The organism is Mycolicibacterium iranicum (genome assembly GCF_014190915.1).
GTDB classification, from domain to species: domain Bacteria; phylum Actinomycetota; class Actinomycetes; order Mycobacteriales; family Mycobacteriaceae; genus Mycobacterium; species Mycobacterium iranicum_B.
In genome coordinates this window covers 20,823-38,628 of record NZ_JACHVU010000008.1, presented here as the reverse complement: position 1 = coordinate 38,628, position 17,806 = coordinate 20,823, and the positions used below count along the sequence as shown (strand labels likewise).

Annotated in this window: 16 protein-coding genes; 9 read left to right on the top strand and 7 right to left on the bottom strand. The window is 68.2% G+C overall.

Annotation, left to right across the window (positions count from 1 at the left end; genetic code table 11):
• Positions 1-110: 110 nt before the first annotated feature.
• The gene (locus FHR72_RS17440; protein WP_183470342.1) at positions 111-1,505 is read right to left on the bottom strand and encodes a tyrosine-protein kinase domain-containing protein; all 1,395 of its coding nucleotides are present in this window, start codon (positions 1,503-1,505) and stop codon (positions 111-113) included.
• A gap of 444 nt (positions 1,506-1,949) precedes the next feature.
• On the opposite strand from FHR72_RS17440, the gene FHR72_RS17435 reads away from it, so the two are divergent.
• The 6 genes from FHR72_RS17435 to fadA6 all read left to right on the top strand — a co-directional run bounded on the left by FHR72_RS17435 (position 1,950) and on the right by fadA6 (position 9,139).
• A complete protein-coding gene (locus tag FHR72_RS17435) occupies positions 1,950-3,989 on the top strand; it encodes a hypothetical protein (protein ID WP_311736181.1) in 2,040 nt (679 codons plus the stop codon).
• Positions 3,990-4,086: 97 nt separating this feature from the next.
• Entirely contained in the window at positions 4,087-4,752 is a 666-nt protein-coding gene (locus FHR72_RS17430; RefSeq protein WP_183470340.1) for a response regulator transcription factor, read from the top strand.
• A gap of 14 nt (positions 4,753-4,766) precedes the next feature.
• Positions 4,767-5,780 carry a HAMP domain-containing sensor histidine kinase gene (locus FHR72_RS17425; protein WP_183470757.1) on the top strand — a complete coding sequence of 338 codons (1,014 nt, stop codon included), beginning with the start codon at positions 4,767-4,769 and terminating at the stop codon, positions 5,778-5,780.
• Positions 5,777-7,330, top strand: a complete 1,554-nt coding sequence (locus FHR72_RS17420; protein ID WP_311736179.1) for a DUF4153 domain-containing protein — start codon at positions 5,777-5,779, stop codon at positions 7,328-7,330. The genes FHR72_RS17425 and FHR72_RS17420 overlap by 4 nt, the downstream gene beginning before the upstream one ends.
• Positions 7,331-7,374: 44 nt before the next feature.
• Entirely contained in the window at positions 7,375-7,962 is a 588-nt protein-coding gene (kstR2, locus tag FHR72_RS17415) for a TetR family transcriptional regulator KstR2 (protein ID WP_183470338.1), read from the top strand.
• Positions 7,963-7,969: 7 nt separating this feature from the next.
• Entirely contained in the window at positions 7,970-9,139 is a 1,170-nt protein-coding gene (gene fadA6, locus FHR72_RS17410) for a steroid 3-ketoacyl-CoA thiolase FadA6 (protein WP_183470336.1), read from the top strand.
• A gap of 32 nt (positions 9,140-9,171) precedes the next feature.
• Here fadA6 and FHR72_RS17405 read toward each other — a convergent pair whose 3' ends face one another.
• From FHR72_RS17405 to echA20, 5 genes are all read right to left on the bottom strand, one after another.
• The gene (locus FHR72_RS17405; protein ID WP_183470334.1) at positions 9,172-10,284 is read right to left on the bottom strand and encodes an NDMA-dependent alcohol dehydrogenase; all 1,113 of its coding nucleotides are present in this window, start codon (positions 10,282-10,284) and stop codon (positions 9,172-9,174) included.
• A gap of 67 nt (positions 10,285-10,351) precedes the next feature.
• Entirely contained in the window at positions 10,352-11,422 is a 1,071-nt protein-coding gene (gene ipdC, locus FHR72_RS17400; protein ID WP_183470332.1) for a (3aS,4S,5R,7aS)-5-hydroxy-7a-methyl-1-oxo-octahydro-1H-indene-4-carboxyl-CoA dehydrogenase, read from the bottom strand.
• Between the two features lie 28 nt (positions 11,423-11,450).
• The gene (ipdB, locus tag FHR72_RS17395) at positions 11,451-12,197 is read right to left on the bottom strand and encodes a cholesterol ring-cleaving hydrolase subunit IpdB (protein ID WP_183470324.1); all 747 of its coding nucleotides are present in this window, start codon (positions 12,195-12,197) and stop codon (positions 11,451-11,453) included.
• Entirely contained in the window at positions 12,194-13,081 is an 888-nt protein-coding gene (ipdA, locus tag FHR72_RS17390; protein ID WP_183470322.1) for a cholesterol ring-cleaving hydrolase subunit IpdA, read from the bottom strand. The genes ipdB and ipdA overlap by 4 nt, the downstream gene beginning before the upstream one ends.
• A 1-nt stretch (position 13,082) precedes the next feature.
• On the bottom strand, positions 13,083-13,838 hold the full coding sequence (gene echA20, locus FHR72_RS17385) for a (7aS)-7a-methyl-1,5-dioxo-2,3,5,6,7,7a-hexahydro-1H-indene-carboxyl-CoA hydrolase (protein WP_183470320.1): 756 nt from the start codon (positions 13,836-13,838) through the stop codon (positions 13,083-13,085).
• Positions 13,839-13,892: 54 nt separating this feature from the next.
• Between echA20 and FHR72_RS17380 the strand changes: the two genes are divergently transcribed.
• Both FHR72_RS17380 and FHR72_RS17375 read left to right on the top strand, forming a co-directional pair.
• Positions 13,893-14,699, top strand: coding sequence for an SDR family oxidoreductase (locus tag FHR72_RS17380; RefSeq protein WP_311736178.1), 807 nt, complete (start codon positions 13,893-13,895; stop codon positions 14,697-14,699).
• A gap of 13 nt (positions 14,700-14,712) precedes the next feature.
• Positions 14,713-15,618, top strand: coding sequence for an SDR family oxidoreductase (locus FHR72_RS17375; RefSeq protein ID WP_183470318.1), 906 nt, complete (start codon positions 14,713-14,715; stop codon positions 15,616-15,618).
• Between the two features lie 116 nt (positions 15,619-15,734).
• On the opposite strand, the gene FHR72_RS17370 is transcribed toward FHR72_RS17375, so the two are convergent.
• A complete protein-coding gene (locus FHR72_RS17370; RefSeq protein WP_183470316.1) occupies positions 15,735-16,433 on the bottom strand; it encodes a GAF domain-containing protein in 699 nt (232 codons plus the stop codon).
• Positions 16,434-16,648: 215 nt separating this feature from the next.
• On the opposite strand from FHR72_RS17370, the gene FHR72_RS17365 reads away from it, so the two are divergent.
• A complete protein-coding gene (locus FHR72_RS17365) occupies positions 16,649-17,776 on the top strand; it encodes a glycosyltransferase family 4 protein (protein ID WP_260156083.1) in 1,128 nt (375 codons plus the stop codon).
• Positions 17,777-17,806 lie beyond the last annotated feature (30 nt).

The following is a 17,806-nucleotide window of genomic DNA, read 5'->3' as shown; positions in this document are numbered from 1 at the left end:
GCGCGCGAGTGGACTGCTATCCGTATCGGGGGTGCTGGGACGCAACGCCACGAACGTCCCGGGTCGCCCGCCTGGCTCTTCGTCTCCGTTCATCGATGGGTGCCGACGGCTCAGTTTCGGTGCGATCCGTGACGCGAGCGGGCGTCGGAATCTTTCGCTTCGCCCTGGACGCTCGCGTAGTAGGCGTCTTCCTTCGACGGCTTCTTCGCCGGCGCCATCATCAACACGGTGCCGAGTACCGGTGTCCCTCCCCGGGTGACCGAGCGGACGGCCGCCGTCAACCGGTCGGAGGTGGTTCTTCCGTGTCGGACCACCATGATGGCCCCCTGACAGGACGCCGCGATGATCGCGGCATCCGGTTTCAGAAGCGACGGACTGTCGACGACCACGTAGTCGAACCGGGTTCCGAGTTCATCGAGAATCTGCCGGGCAGCGGGGGATTCGAGGAGTTCGGCGGGCCCGTGCGGGACCGGGCCGGACGTGAGCACCGTCAAGCCGGGAACCGGTGTCTCCCGCAGCACCTCCTGCAGGGACGCCGCGCCGGCAAGCGCTGTGCTCAAGCCCGCCTCATCGGGAAGATCGAGGTAGCGGCCCACCGAGGGGCGCCGCATGTCAGCATCGACGAGGGCCACGGTGTTGCCGGACTCGGCCAATGCCAGGGCGAGATTGAGCGCCACCGCGGTTCGGCCTTCGTCAGGCAGGGGACTGGCGACGACGAGTATCCGGGGTCCATCCGTGACTTCGAGGAATTTGATGTTCACCCGCAGATCGCGAAAGGCGTCCGCCGCTGCGGACCGGTCCTCGGGAAACGAGATCCGTGGATTCTTCTCGAACCGTGTCTCCGCCGGAATTTCTGCCAACAGGCCGACTCCGGTGAGCTTTTCGAGCGTTCCCGGACTCCTGATCGAACTGTCGGCGCGACCGCGCAGCAGCGCGATGACGCAGCCGAGGATCGCGCCCAGCACCGCGCCCAGAGCAGCGTTACGTGCTGTCGGCGCCGCCGAGAGGCCGGGAACTTCTGCCCGCTGCTGGACGACCACCCGCGCATTGGGAGGCACACCCAGCGCGGGGGTTTCCAGCGCGGCGGCCATGACGACGAACTCGTCGGACAACGTGTTGGCGATGTCGCGCGCCCGCGTCGCCGACGTGTCGGTCACCGTGACATCGATGAGGACCGTGTCCGTCGGGGCTGTCGCCTCGATCTTGCCGGTGAGGTCCGACGCGCTCATGTCGAGGCCCAGCCTGTCCACCGTGCGCTGAGCGACGACATCGCCGGTCAGCAGTTTGACGTAGGAGAGCACCCGTCCCTGGGCGAAGAGACCGCCGTCGTTGACCTGTGTGTTGTTCCCCTCGGACGTCGTCGAGACGAACAGCCGGGTGGAGGCCTGATAACTCGGTGCGATGGTGAGGGAGTAGGCGAGCGCTGCGATGGCCACGAGTACCGTTGTGGCGCAGATGATCTTCCACCGGTCGCGCAAGACCTGTACGAAATCCTGGACAGTCAACTGCGACCCTTCACCGCTGGAGCACTCCCTCACGCCGCCGCTCACGCGACAGTCTTCCTGCGCGCACAAGTTGCCTCACGCTATCCCAGGTGTCAGCTCGTCGCCAAGGAGATCAGCAACGTGTCATCGGTGATTCAACCCGGGACCGCTTCTGTCGAACGGGTGCGTACCGGCGAGGGGGGTGGCCATGCGCGTGCGTCATTTACGGAAAAGCGGCGAGATCGCTTGCGTCGGCCCCGACACACGTCCCGGCAAACCGAATTGCCAGTCAGCCCGGGGTATCCGCCGGTATAGTCCCACCCCTGTTGGCAATGTGAAGCGCGAACACGCGAAAGTGGGACAGGTGCACCCGGTCAGTTCAGAATGGTCCACGGTCCTGCGGCATTTCAGAGCTCCGGGGTATTCGACGCCATCGGTCACCGGTCCCGTTGCGGGAGAACATCTGTGAAGCACCTTCGCGCCATCCGGGTCATGGCTGCGGCGATGCTGGTCTTCCTGCCGTTCATGGTCGGCGGCCCCGCGCATGCGCAACCCGCAGAAGGCGACACACCTCCCGAGGTGGCGAGCGTGACGCTGGGCTCGGCGGCACTGGGCATCGAGCGCGAGGTGTTCCTCGCCCCCAACGCCAGTCAACCCCTCGCTGTGCCCGTTCCCGGCGGGCTCAGCCCGTCACGCCTGCGCGGCACGCTCACCTCTCCGGTGAACATCTCCGGCGGGTACCTCGAATTCGACGATGCCGACGGCAATCTCCTCGGCACCGTGAACCTTCCGCCGGCCGGTGTCGCCCAGGCCGCGACGCCGTTCGACGTCGACATCTCCGCCCTCCGGGTGCAGTCCGGGTCGGCCGCACTGTCGGTCACTCTGCGGTCGCTCGACAACGCCGGTCAGATACCCGGTCAGTTCACCGGCCAGTTCTGCGGTCCCCTTCAGCAGCTGACCATGACGAATCTGGCCGCGGTGTTCACCGGGACCGAGCCCCCGGTGACCACGATCGCGGGCTTCTTCCCGCCGGTGCTGGAGCGCGTGACCGTCCATACGCCCACCGATGCCGACGCCGCCGAACAACAGGCGACGCTGATGCTGGTGTCCACGCTGGTACGGCTCTACAACCCGCAGCCGCTGGCCGTCACGGTGATCAACCAACCGCGGGGTGTCGCACCGCCGCCCTCGGCGCAACTGGCCAGGGCGGTCGTCGTCGAACGAGGCGGTGACGCGGGGCTCAGCGTGGAGAACCCCGGCAGCCCAAATGCCTACCTGCGGGTCTCCGGCGACGGCGATGATCTCTCCACCCAGGTGTCGCTGCTGGTCGACGAGCTGCAATCGCTGGTGCAGGTGGCGAACGCCCGCGTGGACGAGGCGGGCTCCGAGGAGGCCGCCGCACCGGGTGACACGCTGACGTTCGATCAGCTCAACATGAGCGGTAAGACCGACGTGCTGCGCGCAAGCTCCCTGCGGGTCGGGGTCGGCCGCTCGGCACTGGGCAACGGCCGCGTGGGCGGGGTGCAGGTGCATCTGCTCGCCGATTACACGCCCGTCCCGCAGAACGACGCGGCGGCCGTGGTCATCCGTGCCGCCGACGGCAACGTCGTGTACCGGACCCTCCTCGACACGTCCGGCCGCCTCGACGCTCAGTTCGAACTCCCCGGGCAGACCATCGGTCAGTTCGTCAACCTGGACATGGCGCTCACCTACACCCCGGAACAGCCGTGCGGGCCCCTGATCGCGCCGATCACCTTCCAGATCGATCCGCGCTCGACGCTGACCATCCAGCGCGGCGGCCCGCCGCTCGGCGGTTTCAGCGCGATGCCTTCGGAGTTCGCCCCCAGCTTCCTGGTCGCCATGGACGGCAGCGACCCCGGCCAGCTGATCTACGCCTCCCGCGTCGTCGCCGCGATCTCGAGTCTCACCGACCGGCAGCTGACCCCCAAGGTGGTCGACCTCAAGACCGCCGCCGATGCCGATTCGGGGGCGCTGATCATCGCCGAATCGTCGGCCCTGCTGCAGACTTCGCTGCACCCGCCTCTGAGCGGCGACGGGGCCGATGTCAGCGTCGACGACCTGCCGAACGAGCTGCGGGCGAACATCACCGACGGCATCGGGTCGATCCAGGTCTTCGCCGATCGGCCTCGCGACCGCACGGTCGTCCTGGTCACCACCACGGGCGCCTGGAACCTGGTCGACCCGCTGTTCGACTACTTCGAACGGCTGGACGGAAAGTGGGCCGCCCTCAGCGGCGACGTGCTGGCAGCGGGCAGGGCGGGGGTGCCGACCACCCTGTCGATCTTCGCCCAGCCGACCGGCGAGGAGGCCCCGGCACCGTCGGAGTCGGAGGCGACCTCGTCGTCCTGGTTGCCCCTGGGCATCGCCGTGGCCGTCGCCGCCGCCGTGGCGATCGCCGTCGGACTGCTGCTGTCGAACCGGCGCCGTCGGCGTGCCGGGGCGACCCGCGTACCCGAGGACGCTCCGGCGCAGACCGGCACCTAGACGCAGATCCGGTCTGCACCTCGGCAGGCCGGCATCTCCACCGAATCTTCACAATCGCTGCCGGGAAGCCCCATATCAGGCCCCTACAGTCAGACGGGTGAAGCGAATCCTGGTGGTCGAGGACGAGCCGACCATCCTCGCGGCAGTCGTCACCCGGCTGCGCGCCGAGGAGTTCCAGGTCGACACCGCCGCCGATGGACCGTCGGCCGTGGCCGCCGCGGTGGCCGATCCGCCGGACCTCGTGGTGCTCGATGTCATGCTGCCGGGCTTCGACGGGCTGGAGGTGTGCCGGCGCATCCAAGCAGCACATCCGGTCCCGGTGCTGATGCTCACCGCCCGCAGCGACGAGACCGATATGTTGGTCGGGCTCGGCGTCGGCGCCGACGACTACCTCACCAAGCCGTTCAGCATGCGCGAGCTCGTCGCGCGGGTGCGCGTGCTGCTACGCAGGATGGAGCGGTCCAGCGCCACGCAGTCGCTGTGGGTCGGCCAGAACCGGGTGGACCTGCAGGCCCGCCGGGTGCATCGCGGTGACGACGAAATCCACCTCACGCGAACCGAATTCGATCTGCTCGCATTCCTGGCCACGCGGCCCCGAACCGTGGTCTCCCGTGATGCCCTGCTCGAACAGGTGTGGGGATGGGCATCGGGTGTGGAGAGCCGCACCGTCGACACCCACGTGAAAGCGTTGCGGCGCAAGCTCGGACCCGAACTCATCCGGACCGTGCACGGCGTCGGTTACGCGCTGGAGTTGCCGAGGTGAGCAGGCTCGGCGAGATGTGGGACCGCCTGCCCCGCCCGCTCGATCCGTTCGCCTCGTTCAAGGTCAAGACAGGACTGCTCGTCGGCAGCGCGATCACGTTGGCGGCGTTCACCTTCTGGATCGGCGCGAGCTGGCAGTTCCGCTACGCGCTGCTGGCAGCGCTGGCGACCTCGCTGGTCCTGACCCAGTTCCTGGCCCACGGCATGACCTCACCACTGCGTCAGATGACCGCCGCAGCCAAGGCGATGGCCCGGGGTGACTACAGCGCACGCGTGCGGGCCACGTCTCGCGACGAGGTCGGTCAGCTCGCGGCGGCGTACAACCAGATGGCCGCGGACCTCGGTGCGGCCGACGAATACCGCCGCGGGCTCATCGCCAACGTGTCGCACGAACTGCGTACCCCCATCACCGCGTTGCACGCACTGCTGGAGAACGTGGTCGACGGTATCGCCGAACCCGACGAGAAGACGATGCGGATGGCGCTGTCACAGACCGAGCGCCTCAGCGAGCTCGTCACCAACCTCCTCGACCTGTCCCGCCTCGAGGGTGGGGCTATCGCGTTGCAGCCCAGCTCTTTCGGAGTCCGGCGGTTCCTCGAGGAGGCCATCGGGCACGTCGGCGTCCTCGGCGACGGGGTGCGGGTGTCGGTCCTGGTGGACCCGCCGGGTCTGGTCGCGGTCGCCGATCAGGCCCGCCTGCGTCAGGTCGTGGTGAACCTCGTCGACAACGCGATGAGGCACAGCCCCGCGGGGGCGGAGGTCACCGTGGCGGCCCGTGCGTCCGACGACGGCGGGCTGCGGGTGGAGGTGCGGGACGAGGGCCCGGGGATACCGCCGGAGGAACGCGAGCAGGTGTTCGCGCGCTTCACGCGCGGGGCGACGTCGGCGGGCGGAACGGGTCTGGGTTTGGCGATCGCCCGCTGGGCGGTCGAACTGCACGGCGGCGCCATCGAGGTGATGGACGTCAGATCCGGCTGCCGGATCGGGGTCACGATCCCCGCGCCGGCGGCCAGGGAGGAGGCACAGTGAACCAGCCGACACCGGTCACCCACCCGTACCCGCGGGGGTACGTCGCGCCACCGCCGCCCCCGCTGATGATCGGGCCGCTGCCGCCCCGGCACGGCGAGCCGGGGTGGTCGATATGGCCCGTGCGCGTGTGGCCGAATCCCGTCGCGGCTGCCGCGCCACGGCGGCTGGTGGCAGCAGCGGTGCTCGCCGGCGCGGTCGGCGCCGCCGTGTGGCGGCTGGGTTCGCTCAGCATCGGCTACGTCGTCGTCGGCGTGATGGTGTTCGCGATCGTCTACGGAACCTCGCAGCGGCGGCCCAGCCGACGGGAATGGTGGGGGACGGCCGTCACGGTGGCGCTGCTGGCGGTGCCCGGACTGCTGGCCGCCGAATGGCTCGGGGTGCTGTGCCTCATGGCCGCCTGGCTCGTCGGCTGGAACACCCTGGTCGGGGGACGGACATGGACGGCGGTGCTGGCGGGGCCCCTGATCCCGTGGGTGTTGCCCGCCCGTGTCATCGGCTGGGCGCGACGCGCCCGCCCGGCGCCGGGGTCCGGTCGTCCGCGACGCCCCAGCGTCACCAGGATCACGATCGTCGCGGCCGTCACCGTCGGACTCACGGTCGTCTTCGGTGGGTTGTTCGCCTCGGCCGATCCTGCGTTCGCCAGCCTGGTCGACCACCTCGTGCCGTCCTGGCGGGGGGACGAATTCGTCGCGCGCTCGGTGGTGTTCGTCATCGTCGTGTCCTTCGTGCTGTTCGGCGGCTACCTGATGCGCTTCCCCCCGAGGCTGGACGCGCTGGCGCCCGCACGGATGAAGGCGGTGCCGAGCTGGGAGTGGGCGATTCCCCTCGCGGTGCTCGACATGCTGTTCCTCGGGTTCGTCGCAGTCCAGGCGACTGTGCTGTTCGGTGGACACACCCACGTCCTGCAGACCGAGGGCCTCACCTATGCCGAGTACGCCAGGCAGGGTTTCTGGCAGCTGCTCTGGGTGTCGGCGCTGACCCTGCTGGTGCTCAGCGCGGTGATCCGCGTCGCCGGGCGCGAGAGCGCCCCCGACCGCCGGCTGCTGCGAATACTGGTCGGGACCCTGTGCGTCATGTCGGTCGTCGTGGTCATCTCGGCGATCCACCGGATGTGGGTCTATCAGCAGGCGTACGGCTTCAGCACCGAACGGCTGATGGTCATCACGATCGAGCTGTGGCTCGGGGCGGTGTTCGTGTTCGTCCTGGCGGCCGGGGTGGCGATGACCGGCCGCTGGCTGCCCAGGGCGGTGCTGCTCGCCGGCGCGGTGGCGCTGCTCGGGCTGGCCGCGACGAACCCGGAACGCCTGATCGCCGACCGCAACATCGACCGCTACGAGCAGACCGGCCAGCTCGACACCGCCTACCTTCTGCGGCTGTCGCCGGACATCGAGCCCGCGCTGGCCAGGTTGCCCGAACCGATGCGCCTGTGCGCGCAGTACCGTGTCCGCGAACCGGATCCCTGGTACGAGTTCAATCTCTCGCGATGGCGCGCGCCGCTGTCATCGGAGTCCGGCATCGACTGCACGGCGTACTGGTCAGAGGTCCGCTGAGCATCCGGCTTACCTAGCAAGCGCTTGGTTGCTATCCTGGTCGGGTGGACAAGGCGCTTCCCAGTCGCCGCGACGAGCTGCTGCAGCTCGCTGCGACGATGTTCGCCGACCGCGGACTGCGCGCGACCACCGTCCGCGACATCGCCGATTCTGCGGGGATTCTGTCGGGCAGCCTGTACCACCATTTCAAGTCCAAAGAGCAGATGGTCGAAGAGGTCCTCAAAGACTTCCTGGACTGGCTGTTCACCCGCTACGACGAGATCGTCGCCGGCACCGCGGATCCGCTGGAACGCGTCGAGGGTCTGTTCATGGTCTCGTTCGAGGCCATCGAACACCGCCATGCCCAGGTCGTCATCTACCAGGACGAGGCGAAGCGGCTGAATCCGCTGGCGCAGTTCGGCTTCCTCGACGAGCGCAACCGGGAACAGCGCAGAATGTGGGTCGAGGTCCTCAAACAGGGCGTCGCCGAGGGCAAGTTCCGCCCCGATCTGGACGTCGACCTCGTCTACCGCTTCATCCGCGACACCACCTGGGTGTCGGTCCGCTGGTATCAGCCGGGCGGCCCGCTGACGGCCGAACAGGTCGGAAGGCAGTACCTCGCCATCGTGCTCGGTGGCATAACGAGAGATTGAGGAACCCATGACCGGAACACCTGTGGCGTACGTGATCGATGCTGTGCGCACCGCCATCGGAAAGCGCAACGGCTCGCTGGCAGGCGTGCATCCCGTCGATCTCGGCGCCGCCGGGTGGCGCGGCCTGTTCGCGCGCAACGACGTCGACCCGGGGGCGGTCGACGACGTGATCGCCGGGTGCGTGGACGCGATCGGCCCGCAGGCGGGCAACATCGCGAGGCTGTCGTGGCTCGCCGCCGGCTACCCCGAGGAAGTTCCCGGGGTCACCGTGGACCGGCAGTGCGGATCCAGCCAGCAGGCGGTGTCCTTCGGCGCCCAGGCCATCATGTCCGGCACCGCCGACCTGATCGTCGCCGGCGGCATGCAGAACATGAGCCAGATCCCGATCAGCTCTGCGATGACCGTCGCCGAGCAGTTCGGTTTCACCTCTCCCACCAACGAATCGAAGAGCTGGCTGCACCGGTACGGCGACCAGGAGATCTCCCAGTTCCGTGGCGCCGAGATGATCGCCGAGAAGTGGGACATCTCCCGCGAGGACATGGAGCAGTTCGCGCTGACCAGCCATCAGCGGGCCCAGGCGGCGATCCGCGCCGGGCATTTCGAGAACGAGATCATCCCGGTCGATCTGGACGGCGACGTCTTCTGCATCGACGAGGGACCCCGGGAGACCTCGCTGGAGAAGATGGCCGGCCTCAAGACGCTGGTCGACGGTGGCCGCCTCACCGCGGCGATGGCCAGCCAGATCTCCGACGGTGCCAGTGCCGTGCTGCTGGCATCGGAGAAGGCGGTCAAGGAGCACGGGCTCACGCCGCGTGCGCGCATCCACCACATCAGCGCCCGCGGCGCCGATCCGGTGTTCATGCTCACCGGACCGATCCCCGCCACCCGGTACGCGCTCGAGAAGACCGGCCTGTCGATCGACGACATCGACACCGTCGAGATCAACGAGGCCTTCGCGCCCGTCGTGCAGGCCTGGCTCAAGGAGACCAAGGCGGATCCGGAGAAGGTCAACCCCAACGGCGGTGCGATCGCCCTCGGGCACCCCCTCGGCGCCACCGGAGCCAAGCTCTTCGCGACCATGCTGAACACGCTGGAGCGCACCGGCGGCCGCTACGGCCTGCAGACGATGTGCGAAGGCGGCGGCACCGCCAACGTCACCATCATCGAGCGCCTCTGACCGGAGGCCGCGGCTCGGCCTGCGAGCCGCGGTCAGTGGTCGTGGAGGATGACGCCGCGGATGTTGCGGCCGTCGCGCATGTCCTCGTAGCCCTCGTTGACCTCCGCGAGCTTGTACTCGTGGCTGACGGTCTCGTCGAGCAGCAGCTTGCCCTCGCGGTACAGCGACAGCAGGCGGGGGATGTCGGCGCGGGGGTTGGCCTCGCCGTACAGGCTGCCGAGCAGGCGCTTCTGGAACAGCGTGAACATCATCATGCCCAGCGTCGGCGAGTTGTCGGCCATCGTCGACAGCGCGGTCATCACGACCGCGCCGCCCTTGCGGATGATGTTCGCCGCGTCCTCGAGCATCGAACCCTCCAGCAGGCCGACGGTCAGGATGGCCGAGTCGGCCATCACGCCGCGGGTCAGCTCGGCGACGAGGGCGGTCGCTTCGGGCAGCGAGGTGACGAAGTGGGTGGCACCGAGCTGTAACGCCTTCTCCCGCTTGGCTTCCACGGGCTCCACGACGACGATCTTCTCGGCCCCCGACAGCCGCGCGCCCTGGACCGCGCCGCTGCCGATGCCGCCGAATCCGATCACCACGACCGTGTCGCCGGGCCGGACGTCGGCAGTGTTGACCGCCGAACCCCACCCGGTCGTGACACCGCAGCCTAGCAGGCAGGCGCGCGAGAGCGGGATGTCGTCGTCGATCTTGACGATCGAGGCCTCCGGCACGGTGCCGTACTGCGAGAAGGTGCCGACGAGCGCCATCACCCCGATGTCCTGACCGTTGGCATGCCGCCGGTAGGTGCCGTCGAGCTGCGTGCCCGCCATGATCATCGCGCCGAGGTCGCAGAGGTTCTGGTGCCCCGTCGAACAGAAACGGCACCGGCCGCATGCGGGCAGGAACGACGCGACGACGTGGTCGCCGGGGGCCAGACCGATGACGCCGGGGCCGACCTCGCGCACGATCCCGGCCCCTTCGTGGCCGCCGATCAGCGGAAGGGGCGCGGGCAGGTCGCCGGTACGGATGTGCTCATCGGAATGGCACAGGCCGGTGGCCTCCCACGACACCAGCACCTCACCGTCCTGAGGCGGGTCGAGGTCGATCTCTTCGACGGTCCAGTCGGACCCGTATTCCCACAGGATGGCGGCGTTGGTCTTCATGCGGCCGAGTCTAGGAAGCTCACCACGAGCGCATGGCGGAATCGCTGGACGCGCGTCAACTGTGCGCTCAGCGGATGAAGTGCGACGCCTTCTGCAGGTGTTCCACGGCCTCGGCCACGATGGCCGGCACCAGCTCCGCGCACGACGGCAGGTCGTCAATGATGCCTGCCACCTGGCCCGAGGCCAGCACCCCGGCGTCGGTGTTGCCCTCGACCAGCCCCGCTTTGAGGAGCATCGGGGTGTTCGCGGCCATCACGACCTGCGACCACGTCAGGTCCTTGCCGTGCCGCATGGCCAGACCGTCGGTGATCATCGACTTCCACGTCATGCCCGACATCTTCTTGAACTTCTGCGCGTTGAGGACCGCAGCCGAAAGCCCGCGCACGGGCGAACCGCTCTCCAGCTTCTCGACCAGCCCGGTGCGCAACACCCGGTGCGGCATGCCGTCGACCTTGGTGGAGACGACGGTGCCGTCCAATGCCGCCTGAAGGTAGCGCTGCTTGACCGCGTCGGGCACGGTCGAGTCCTTGGTCAAGAGGAACCGCGTGCCCATGGCGACGCCTGCGGCGCCGTAGGACAGCGCGGCGGCCAGACCTCGGCCATCGAAGAAGCCACCGGCGGCGACCACCGGCATCCCGGTGTCGGCGACGGCGTCGAGCACCGACGGCAGCAGCAGCGTGGTGGCGATCGGTCCGGTGTGGCCACCGCCCTCGCCGCCCTGCACGATGACCGCGTCGGCGCCCCAGCCGGCGACCTTCTTGGCGTGCTTGGCCAGCCCGACCGACGGAATGACCACGACGCCGGCCTCTTTGAGCTTGGCGATCAGATCGGGTTTGGGTGCCAGGGCGAAGGAGGCGACTTTGACTCCTTCGCGGATCAGGAGGTCGACGCGGTCGTTCGCGTCGCCGGCGTCGGCGCGGATGTTGATGCCGAACGGTTTGTCGGTCGCCGCCTTGACCTTCGCGACCGCGGTGGTGAGCTCGGCAAGCGTCATCGTCGCCGACGCCAGGATGCCGAGACCGCCGGCGTTGGACGTCGCCGCGACCAGCCGTGCGCCCGCGACCCAGCCCATGCCGGTCTGCACGACGGGGTGCTCGATCCCGACGAGTTCGGTCAGGGGTGTCTTCAGGGTGCTCATCGCACACCGTTCATGGCAGACGCGTCCGTCACTTGACTTCCTTGTCCCGCAGCGACTTCGGGTCGATGACCTCGCGGAGCAGCTTCAGCTCGTCCTCGGACGGCAGCCGCGTCGTCTCGGCCTCGGCCAGGCCGTGCACCTCGAACGACGTGTTCTCGGCGACCTGGTCGGCCTCGACACCGGGGTGCAGCGACAGCGCGCGCATCTGATGGTCGGGCCCGTTGAAGTCGAACACCCCGAGGTTGCTCACGACGCGGTAGACGTTGACGAAGCGGTAGGCCGGATTGTCCGGATCGACCTTGTCCCAGCCGATCCCGGACACGATGTCGACGGACTCGCCGAACACGCGCGGCGAGTGGTTGCCGACCCAGTAGCTGGTCGCGTGGTTGATGGTGTTGCCCGGCGCGCCGCGCACGCCGAACATCTGGCGCTTCGGATGCTGCAGGGGGCCGAACGCCGACAGGTTCTGGTTGCCGTAGCGATCGATCTGGTTGGCGCCCATCACGACATGTCGTCGACCCCACGCCAAGGTCTCGAAGACCCGGCCGAACGGCATCCAGCCCTCGATCTTCGCGGCCGCCCCGATCGCGGGGGTGTCGGCGATGAGGCGGGCCTCGCCGTCGGAGAGCACGATGTCGGGGGAGAACGTCAGCCGTGCCAGCCGGGCGCCGATCGACACGATCGTCGTCATCGGGCTGACCATGATCTCGCCTGCGTCACGGAACAATTCGGCGCACGCGACGGCGCACACCTCGGCGCGGGTTGAGGAGATCACTTCGACGCCTCCTGGGCTTGCTGGAATTCGCGGACCGCGGCCTGGTAGTCCGCCTCGCTACCGGACAGGTAGGTCTCGACGAACCGGGCCCACGTCTCGTCGGAGGACGCGGCCTCGGCGTAGTGCCGCTGGAACTTCTCGTCCCGTCGGTAGTCGGGTTCGGCGGTGGTGAAGTGGGCGCCGCCCGGCGCCTCGACCACGGAGTCGACCATCATGCGGTTGATCAGGAGCGCCTGCGGGGGGACCGCCTTGACCAGTTCCTCGGTCGACACCACCTTCTCGACCGACAGCAGGCGTTTCTCGGCCGACATCAGGTACAGGTCGTCGAAGTACGGGTCGATGCCCGTGTATGCCGCATTCCCCTGTGCGTCACCGATATTCATGTGGACGAACGCCACGTCGAGGTTCAGCGCAGGCATGGCGACGAGCTCTTCATACCCGTCACCCGTCGGGTACGGCGACCGCACGGTCTTGAGCTCGTCACCCCAGAAGGCCCGGACGTCGCTGCCCAGGCCGGCGCGGATCGGCAGGAACGGCAGACGCTGGGCGGCCGCCTGGAGTCCGCAGCGGAGCATGCCCTCGTCCATCTCGCGGGCCTCGATCGAACCCGAGGTGCGGGCCTTGGCGAACCACGGGTCGTAGAACGGGGGCGAGTCCAGCGACACGAATCCGTAGTACACGCGCCTGACCTTGCCCGCCGAGCACAGCAGCCCGAGATCGGGGCCGCCGTAGGTGACCACGGTCAGGTCGGTGACGTCGGTGCGCAGCAGTGCGCGTACGAACGCCATCGGCTTGCGCCGCGACCCCCACCCGCCGATGCCGATGGTCATTCCGCTGCGGACCGACGAGACAGCCTCGTCGAGCGTGGTTCGCTTGTCTGCCATCTTATTTCGACCCCTTGTCGGTCCCCGCGAACGCATCGCGGTGTTCATCGGAGACACCCGCGAGATTGAGCTCGAACGTGAAGCCCTGCTCCATGCGGTACCTCGCGGTGACCGGCTGGATGTCGATGAAGTTCAGTGCCTCCTTGGCCGCCCGGATCACGCGGGTGTCCTTCGAGGCGATGTCGCGGGCGACGCGCAGCGCGGATTCGTCGAGGTCTGCGCGGGGCACCACCTCGTGGACCGATCCGAAGTGGTGCAGGGTGTCGGCGTCCACGGTGGCCGCGGTGAAGAAGAGTCGCCGCATCAGATGCTGCGGCACCAGTCGCGACAGGTGGGTGGCCGCCCCGAGTGCACCGCGCTCGACCTCGGGGAGACCGAACTTGGCGTCGTCGGAGGCGACGATGACGTCGGCGTTACCGACGAGTCCGATGCCACCGCCGACACAGAAACCGTTCACCGCGGCGACGACCGGGACGGCGCACTCGTAGACCGCCCGAAATGCTTCGTAACACCCACGATTCGCGTCGATCAACGCGGTGAAGCCCTCGGTCTTCTGCATCTCTTTGATGTCGACACCGGCGTTGAAGCCGCGTCCCTCGGCGCGCAGGATCACCACGTGGGTGCTGTGGTCCCGGCCTGCGGCCGTGATCGCGTCGGCGAGTTCGAACCACCCGCGCGACGGGATGGCGTTGACCGGCGGGTAGTCGACGGTGACGGCGACGATGCCCGGTTCCACGGTCGTGGTGGTGATCGGCATGGGGAAACTCCTGGGTGGCTACCTAAGCAAGCACTTGCTTGGTACGCTAGCACAGTGACTGACGCCGTCGACAGTGTCTCGGGAGCCCTCGGCGCCGCAGCTGCCATCCAACTGGGGCTGGCGGGCCGCGTCGTCCTCGTCACCGGAGGGGTGCGTGGCGTCGGCGCAGGGATCAGCCGGGTTTTCGCTGCGCAGGGCGCCACGGTCGTGGCCTGTGCGCGTCGGCATGTCGACGCGTTCCCGTACGAGTTCCGGGCGTGCGACATCCGTGACGACGAGGCGGTGGCGGGACTGATCCAGGGCATCGTCGCCGACCACGGTCGTCTCGATGTCGTGGTCAACAACGCCGGCGGCTCGCCGTACGTGCTCGCCGCGGATGCGTCGGCCAAGTTCAGCACCAAGATCGTCGAGCTGAATCTGCTCGGCGCGCTCTCGGTCTCCCAGCACGCGAATGCGGTCATGCAGCACCAGGATTCGGGTGGCTGCATCGTCAACATCACCAGCGTGAGCGGACGCCGGCCGACCCCCGGCACCGTCGCCTACGGGGCGGCGAAAGCCGGGATGGAGAACATGACGACCACGCTCGCGGTCGAATGGGCACCCAAGGTCCGGGTGAACTCCGTCGTGGTCGGCATGGTAGAGACCGAACAGTCCGAACTCTTCTACGGCGACGCCGACTCGATCGCGGCGATCTCGAAGAACGTGCCACTGGGCCGGCTGGCCAAACCCGAGGACATCGGCTGGGCCACTGCGTTTCTCGCATCGCAGGCGGCGTCCTATATCAGCGGCGCCTCCCTGGAGGTCCACGGCGGCGGGGAACCACCGCACTACCTGTCAACCACGACAGCCGACATCAAATAAGGAGACGACACACATGGGACTGCTCGACGGCCGCGTGGTCATCGTGACGGGTGCGGGCGGCGGAATCGGCCGGGCGCACGCACTGGCGTTCGCCGCCGAAGGCGCACGGGTCGTGGTCAACGACATCGGTGTCGGCCTCGACGGGTCCCCTGCCGGAGGTGGAAGCGCCGCCCAGAGCGTGGTCGACGAAATCGTCGCGGCCGGAGGCGAAGCCGTGACCAGCGGAGCCAACGTCGCCGATTGGGCCCAGGCCGAAGGGCTGATCGCCACGGCCGTCGAGGCGTTCGGCGGATTGGACGTGCTCGTGAACAACGCCGGCATCGTCCGGGACCGGATGTTCGCCAACACGAGTGAAGAGGAATTCGACGCCGTCACCGCGGTGCACCTCAAGGGACACTTCGCAACCATGAAGCACGCCGCCGCCTACTGGCGTGCCAAGTCCAAGGCCGGCGAGACCGTCGATGCGCGGATCATCAACACCAGTTCGGGTGCCGGCCTGCAGGGCAGCGTCGGGCAGGCCAACTACAGCGCGGCCAAGGCCGGCATCGCCGCTCTCACACTCGTCGCCGCCGCCGAGATGGGCCGCTACGGCGTCCGGGTCAATGCCATTGCGCCATCTGCGCGGACACGGATGACCGAAACGGTCTTCGCGGACATGATGAGCACGCAGGACAAGGATTTCGACGCGATGGCCCCGGAGAACGTCTCGCCGCTGGTGGTGTGGCTGGGAAGCGTGGAGTCCCGCGACGTGACCGGCACGATGTTCGAGGTCGAGGGCGGCAAGATCCGGGTCGCCGAGGGCTGGGCGCACGGCCCCGAGATCGACAAGGGCGCGAAGTGGGACCCTGCCGAACTGGGCCCCGTCGTCAGTGACCTGATCGCGCGGGCGCGTCGGCCCGTCCCGGTGTACGGGGCCTAGATTCGCCGAGATTCATGGACCGAGCCGTCGAACTCCCGCGGTGCCGAAAAAGGGCGCGGCAAATTCGAATCGGGTGATCTTGTTTCGTTATCCGGCGCCGCGGGTCCACGCCGTTACTAGTTGTGTCCGAACATCCGGTCGGCCGCCAGCTGCGCCAGGTCCCGCAGCGTCGTCACGTGACCGGACGTCCACTGGCGCGGGTTCGTGTCCCAGACGCACAGGGTGCCCACCGCATGGTGTCCGCTGTCGATGAGCGGGATCCCGAGATACGACACGACCGTGCCGTCGGTCACGGCAGGATTCGACTTCAGCACCGGGTCGGTCCTTGCGTCGGCAATCACCAGAGGCTCGCCCGACGCGACGGCGTACTGGCACACGGAACGATCGATGTGCGTCTGCCGGGACTCGGGGTCGTCACTGACCGAACCGTGCATGCTGACGAAGAACTGACGGTCGATGTCCACCAGAGAGATGGCGGCTCCGGGCGCTGCCAGCGCGGTAGCGGCCATGTCGGCGATGCGGTCATAGACCTTCTCGCGGGGCGAATCCAGCAGACCCGTTGCGTAGAGAGCCTGGAGGCGCTCCGGGTCCGCGACCACCGACCGCGGCCCCAGGGCCTGCCGGGGTACCTCGATACCAACTTGCGACAGGTGCGCCAGCAAATCCGAAGACTGCCCGTTCTGCGGCTTGACGTCGGCCATCAAACGCGTGGCGACAGCTTGGGCGACATACTTGTCGACGGTTTGTTCGGCCAGCGCAGCCTGCTCCTCGACCATGCGGTCGAGGAAGGCGTCGAAGCCTGGTACTGAGGTCACCCTTCAACGATAGGCCAGCGGGCTGTTGCGCGCGTCTATTGTCGTTATTCCGAGACCCGGCGTATCGATGACGACCGGATGTCTCATTATTTCCTCCAGCAAACGATCATCGAAGCCCCGCATTCGCAGGTACGATCGGGACCCGATCCGCGCTGTAGGACAGATCCAGGCGGCCGGGTGTCAGGTGACGGTCGGGGCACGGGGGACGGAAACGGATGCACGCGGAGTCGGGGCAGGGGCCTTCCCTGCGGTTGGCCTTTCTGACCGAGCTCTATTCTCCCAGCGTCGGTGGCCAGGAGATCTTCTTCCAGGAGCTCGCCGAAGCGATGATCCGGAGGGGTCACCGCGTCGACGTGTACTGCATCGGTCATCAGCCCGGCTTGGCGGACGACGAGGTGATCAACGGCGTCCGGGTGCGCAGGAGGCCCAACGGAGGCAGGTACAAAACACCACGCCTTCAGGCGATGCGACGGGTCTGGACCGACATCGCGAAATTCAGCCTCGGTGTGCGCCGGGTGGCCTCGCGGGACCCGTACGACTTCTTCCTGATGAACGAGTGGCCGCTCATGCACGCCGCGGTTCTGCCCAGAAAGGTGGTCGAGCGCAGCGCGATCCACTGGTGCGAGATCCGGGAAGACCCCGTGCTGAGCCTCCTGCAGGCGCAACTCCCGAAACGGGTGGGCATGAACTTCGCGGTCAGCGAAGCCGTCGCCGCCGCGATCACCGAGCAGTCCGGCCGGGAATGTGGCGTGCTGCCCAGCGGCATCGTCGCCTCGCGCTACCGGTCCGCGCCGCGGGCCGAACGATCCGGCGCACTTTACGTGGGACGGCTGGCGCCTCACAAGAACCTGCCCCTGTTCGTGGACGCGTTCGCGATCGCGGCAGAACGCGGGTTCGTCGGTGACCTGGTCATCGCCGGTGACGGGCCGTCGCGCGCCGACATCGAGGCCTATGCTCGCCAGTCGCCGGTCTCGTCGCGGATCCAGGTTCTCGGGTCCGTCGACGAAGAGCAGAAGATCGATCTGCTGTCGCGGTCGGCGGTACTCGGAATGCCCAGTCGCCGCGAGGGATTCCCGCGCGTCATCGCCGAGGCGATGGCCAGTGGTCTGCCGGTCGTCACCGCCGACTTCGCCGAGAACGGCGCCCGCGACGTCGTCAAGCAGTACGGCGCCGGCGTCGTGTGCGGCACGGAACCGGCGGACTTCGCCGGCGCGCTGATGGATGCGGAGGCGGGCTGGGACACCTACTCGCGGGCCGGACTCGGGGGCGCCGACTCCCTCGACTGGTCGCACATCGCCAAGACACTCGAAACACACGTTCTCGCAACCGCGGGGCGAGGATAACCGGACCGGCGCGAAACAGGTTGAGGGGGA